Annotated in this window: 4 protein-coding genes and 1 pseudogene; all 5 read left to right on the top strand. The window is 34.9% G+C overall.

From position 1 onward, the window contains the following. Positions 1-201 precede the first annotated feature (201 nt). Positions 202-1,647, top strand: coding sequence for an ABC transporter permease (locus JFL43_RS21055; RefSeq protein ID WP_200750566.1), 1,446 nt, complete (start codon positions 202-204; stop codon positions 1,645-1,647). A 10-nt stretch (positions 1,648-1,657) separates the two neighbouring features. Then, positions 1,658-2,344 (top strand): ABC transporter ATP-binding protein, encoded by a 687-nt coding sequence (locus JFL43_RS21050; protein WP_100795156.1) that lies wholly within the window; start codon positions 1,658-1,660, stop codon positions 2,342-2,344. 253 nt (positions 2,345-2,597) lie between these two features. Further along, entirely contained in the window at positions 2,598-2,795 is a 198-nt protein-coding gene (locus tag JFL43_RS21045) for a hypothetical protein (protein WP_200750565.1), read from the top strand. A 171-nt stretch (positions 2,796-2,966) separates the two neighbouring features. Continuing rightward, positions 2,967-3,197, top strand: a pseudogene (locus JFL43_RS23265) (GNAT family N-acetyltransferase); the annotation flags it as partial. Between the two features lie 165 nt (positions 3,198-3,362). Continuing rightward, positions 3,363-4,670: ABC transporter permease (locus tag JFL43_RS21040; protein ID WP_200750564.1), on the top strand; the 1,308-nt coding region annotated here is incomplete at its 3' end.

Here is a 4,670-nt window from a genome sequence, read left to right as displayed (position 1 = left end):
ATAATGTTGGTAGAGACTATCAGCATTACTATTTGAAAAAGGAATTATAAAAAATACAAAAGAGCTGTTATATCGTTTGGTAAAAGTATAAATCACCCCTCCTCACATAAACTCCCCGATATCTATCGATAAACTCCTAGATATCTTCATACTAGCTCCAGACAAGTGCTATATATTTTAGATATCAAGGAGGTTATAGAAATGAATTTTATTAAACGAGCATTTTTAAGTGTAAGAGCAAGAAAGGGAAAATCCCTTATCCTATTTACTGTATTTTTAGTCGTTGCTAATTTAACCTTAGCAGGATTCGCAATGCAAAATGTCACAGAAACAGCGAGTGATCTCGCTAGAAAAAAATTGGGCGTTGAAGTAACGCTAGGATTAGATCATGAAAAGCTTCAAAAATATATAGAAAAACAGGTAGAAGAAAATCCAAATGAAAGAATAAATATTCCGGAAATTTCCACGGATGAAGCAGATAAGTTAGCTAAATCATCCTTTGTGAAAAATTTCAATTATCTAAAAGAAGCTTATGGTTTAGCGGATGGCTTTAAGCCCATTGAAGTTGATGAAAATGAAAGTGAAGGTGCGGTTGCTTTCGCTGGTGGAGGCCAAAATGCTGATAGGGAAATGCCAAATATAGCAATTACCGGCGTGAGAAGCTCTGATTTATTGAAAGGGTTTACAGAAGGAACGGAGAAAATCATTAAAGGGCGCCCCATAACAGCAGAAGATAAAGGTAAGAAAGTAGCCTTGATTGAAAAACAATTAGCTAAACAAAACAAGCTTAAAGTTGGCGATAAGGTAAAGGTCAAAACAGACGATGGAAAATCGAAAATAAAGGTAGAAATAATAGGGATTTATGAAGCATCCGATACTGGCCAACAACCACCAATAGCGTTCATGAAACCATCTAACAAAATATATGTTACGTGTGAATCGATAAAAGGATTTTCCCGAAATAAGGATATGAAGGGTACACCCATTGATAGCGCAGCGTATAACTTAACTGACCCAGATCATATCGATGCTTTTAAAGCACTGGGAAAGAAAACAGACATTGATTTTGACCTATTTAAACTAGATGCTCATGATGCCTTATATAAAAAAATGGTAGGCCCTATCGAGAACATGGCAACCACTTCAAAATGGATTGTATATATGGTTTCAATTACTGGATCAATTATTCTAGGCCTTATCATAATGTTGACTATAAAAGAACGTCGGAAGGAGCTAGGTATCTTACTGGCAATTGGTGAGAAGAAAGGGAAGTTAATAGGTCAACTCTTAGTAGAAGTAGTATGTATAGCTGTTTTAGCATTTAGCCTTTCTATATTTACAGGTGGGGCAGTATCCCAAAAAATGGGAGACAATTTATTACAGAAAGAAATTACAGCTTCTGAAGAGCAAGAAAATAATTCAGGGCAACAAACACATTCGGGTATGGTTACGAGTAGTGCGAGTGTGATGGATGGTGACCTAGATAAAGATGTGGATCCTATTGATAATATTGATGTAAGTGTAACATCCCAAGATATTTTGAATTTAGGTGGGTTAGGTCTATTAATTGCAATTTTAGCGACACTTCTTCCAGCATTATCGATTCTTCGATTGAATCCAAAAGACATTTTATTAAAAGACGAATAGAGGGATACACATGGATACTATATTACAATTCGAAAATCTGAATTATCACTATCATAGCAATAATAAAAAAATTAAAATTTTAGATAATGTAAACTTCTCGTTTCAAACTGGCTGCTTGTATACTATTTTAGGACCATCAGGATCAGGAAAAACAACTACCCTTAGCTTAGCGAGTGGATTAGATATCCCAAGTAGTGGGAATGTAGTATACAAAGGAACAGATTTACGGAAGATAGGCCTGGATTCCTATCGAAACAAACATGTTTCGATTATCTTTCAATCATATAACCTCATAACGTATATGACAGCTCTTCAAAATGTAGTCACTGCAATGGAGATTACAGGGGTCGATGTGAAAGACAAAAAAGCAAGAGCACTTGAGTTATTAGCAAAGGTAGGCCTGACAGAAGTAGAAGCAAAAAGAAAAGTATTACAGCTTAGCGGTGGTCAGCAACAGCGTGTAGCGATTGCTCGTGCACTATCTTGTAACGTAGATTTATTAATTGCGGATGAACCAACTGGGAATCTAGATCAAGAAACTTCTATGGAAATTATCGAGCTATTTAAAGAACTTGCTCATAAAGAAAATAAATGTATCATTGTTGTTACTCATTCCCAAGAAGTGGCTAAGCAATCAGATAAAGCGGTGTATCTAGAAAAAAGAAATTTAGTAATCAAAGAGTTGAAAGGCAAATGAATAGTAAAACTTACAACTGTTTAGAAGGTAACATTATTAATGAAGGTTCCAATGAAGGAGTGTAAGTTATAAATAATACATGCTTTAAAGATTCTAAAAAAGTCGGCAATCTTTTATCAGAGGAACGTCGGCTTTTCATTCAAAAAAAAATTAAGGGTAGTTGCCATGGTGTTAGCCAGAAACAAAAGGTAAGTGATATATGTATTTTAAAATAGAATTAGTGGTATATATTGTTAAAAGTAGGGTGATAGAGATGAGCGAAGAAAGTAGTTGTAATCTAGATGGAATTAATAAGGGTATTTTAAAACAAATGGAACTAAAAAGAAGGGAAATCATTTCAAACATTTCGGATTTGCCTCCATCGAAAAAAGAAATTGTGATTAAAAACCTTGATGAATTAACTATATTAGCAAATAAAGCCGATTTATGGCCTCTATTTTTAAGGTTTTAAGGTAGGTGAGGTATGACAAAGACTTTGAAATTTGGTTCTGGTGAAAAAATAATGAAATAGAAACGCATAATAGTAATATCCTGTTAACTTTGGGGCTAAGCAGCTACTCAGAAAACATAGGAATCGAAACCTTTCATGCAATAAGGATGTCTCGCTTTTTAATAGTTTTCTATGAATAAAGCAGGTAAATATAATTTGGTGCACTTTCCGGTCCATTTAAGAGGCGGGTACCAAGAGATTAGTATCTATCTTAAAGACGAAAATGGTAATGTTCGTGGTGGTATATTAGGTCAAGTATGTTGGAATTGGTTAGAAATAGAACAGATAGCATTAGAAACTAATTGTGATTTCATAAAGGTAGATACTCTAAGCTTCCAGATGTTAGGTTTATATAAAAAATACAAAAGAGCTGTCCCAAAGTAGGTTTTTATCGACTTTGGGACAGCTCTTTTGTAACTAAAACACTCCCCACATAAACTCCCGCATATCTATCGATAAACTCCTAGATATCTTCATACTAGCTCCAGACAAGTACTGTATATTTTAGATATCAAGGAGGTTATAGAAATGAATTTTATTAAAAGAGCATTTTTAAGTGTAAGCGCAAGAAAGGGGAAATCCCTTATCCTATTTACTATATTTTTAGTCGTTGCTAATTTAACCTTAGCAGGATTCGCAATGCAAAATGTCACAGAAACAGCGAATGATTTAGCTAGGAAAAAATTGGGGGTTGATGTAAGCCTTGGACTTGACTTCGAAAAACTTCAAAAAAACATAGCAAAACAGAGAGAAGAAAATCCAAATGGAAGAATACAGCGTCCAGAATTGTCTTCAGAGGAAGCAGATCTGTTAGCTAAATCATCATATGTAAAAGATTACAACTATCTAAAAAGTGCGATGGGTGTAGCGGATGGCTATACACCTGTTAATGATGATTCAGAGGGAGACGCAATGAGTGGAAGTGTAGGTGGAGGGCAAGGGAAAATGCCAAATACATCCATTGAAGGCGTGAGAAGCTCTGAGTTAGTTAAAGCGTTTAAAGAAGAAACATATAAAATTATTAAGGGACGTCCAATAACATCAGAAGATCAAAATAAGAAAGTAGCTTTAGTTGACGAACAGTTAGCCAAAAATAACAAGCTAAAGGTTGGTGATAAGCTAAAGATCAAAACAACAGAAGAAACAGCGACAATAAAATTAAAAATTGTAGGGATCTACAAAAGATCCGATATAAGCAGCATTGAGGAAACGGCACCAACGATGATGCATCCATCGAACAAAGTATATACTTCGTACGAATCGTTAAAAGAGTTTTCATATAATGAAGATTCAAAGGGAACAGCAATTGATCAAGCCATTTACTACTTAAAGGATCCAGCCCATATCGATGCTTTTAAAGCAGAGGGAAAGAAAACAGATATTGACTTTGACTTATTTAAACTAGATGCGCATGATGCAGTATATCAAAAAATGGTAGGTCCTATTGAGAACATAGCAGCCACTTCAAAATGGATTGTATACTTGGTTTCAATTACAGGATCAATTATCTTAGGTCTGATTATCATGTTGACAATAAAAGAACGTCGGAAAGAATTAGGGATCTTACTGGCGATTGGTGAGAAAAAAGGGAAATTAATAGGTCAACTCTTAGTAGAAGTATTATGTATAGCTGTTTTAGCATTTAGCCTTTCTATATTTACAGGTGGGGCAGTGTCTCAAAAAATGGGCGATAGTCTATTACAGAAAGAAGTTGCTGCTTCTGAAGAGGAACAACAGCAGGGAGCAGATAATCCAGGATTCTCGTTTGGAATGGATATGGGACAAAATCAAGATGTAGATCCTATTGATAATATTGATGTAAGTGTAACATCCCAA

Origin of the sequence: Viridibacillus soli, from assembly GCF_016612995.1 — a bacterium.
Taxonomy (GTDB): Bacteria; Bacillota; Bacilli; order Bacillales_A; family Planococcaceae; genus Viridibacillus; species Viridibacillus soli.
Note: the sequence above shows the minus strand (reverse complement) of the source record. Positions and strands in the feature narration are given on the sequence as shown.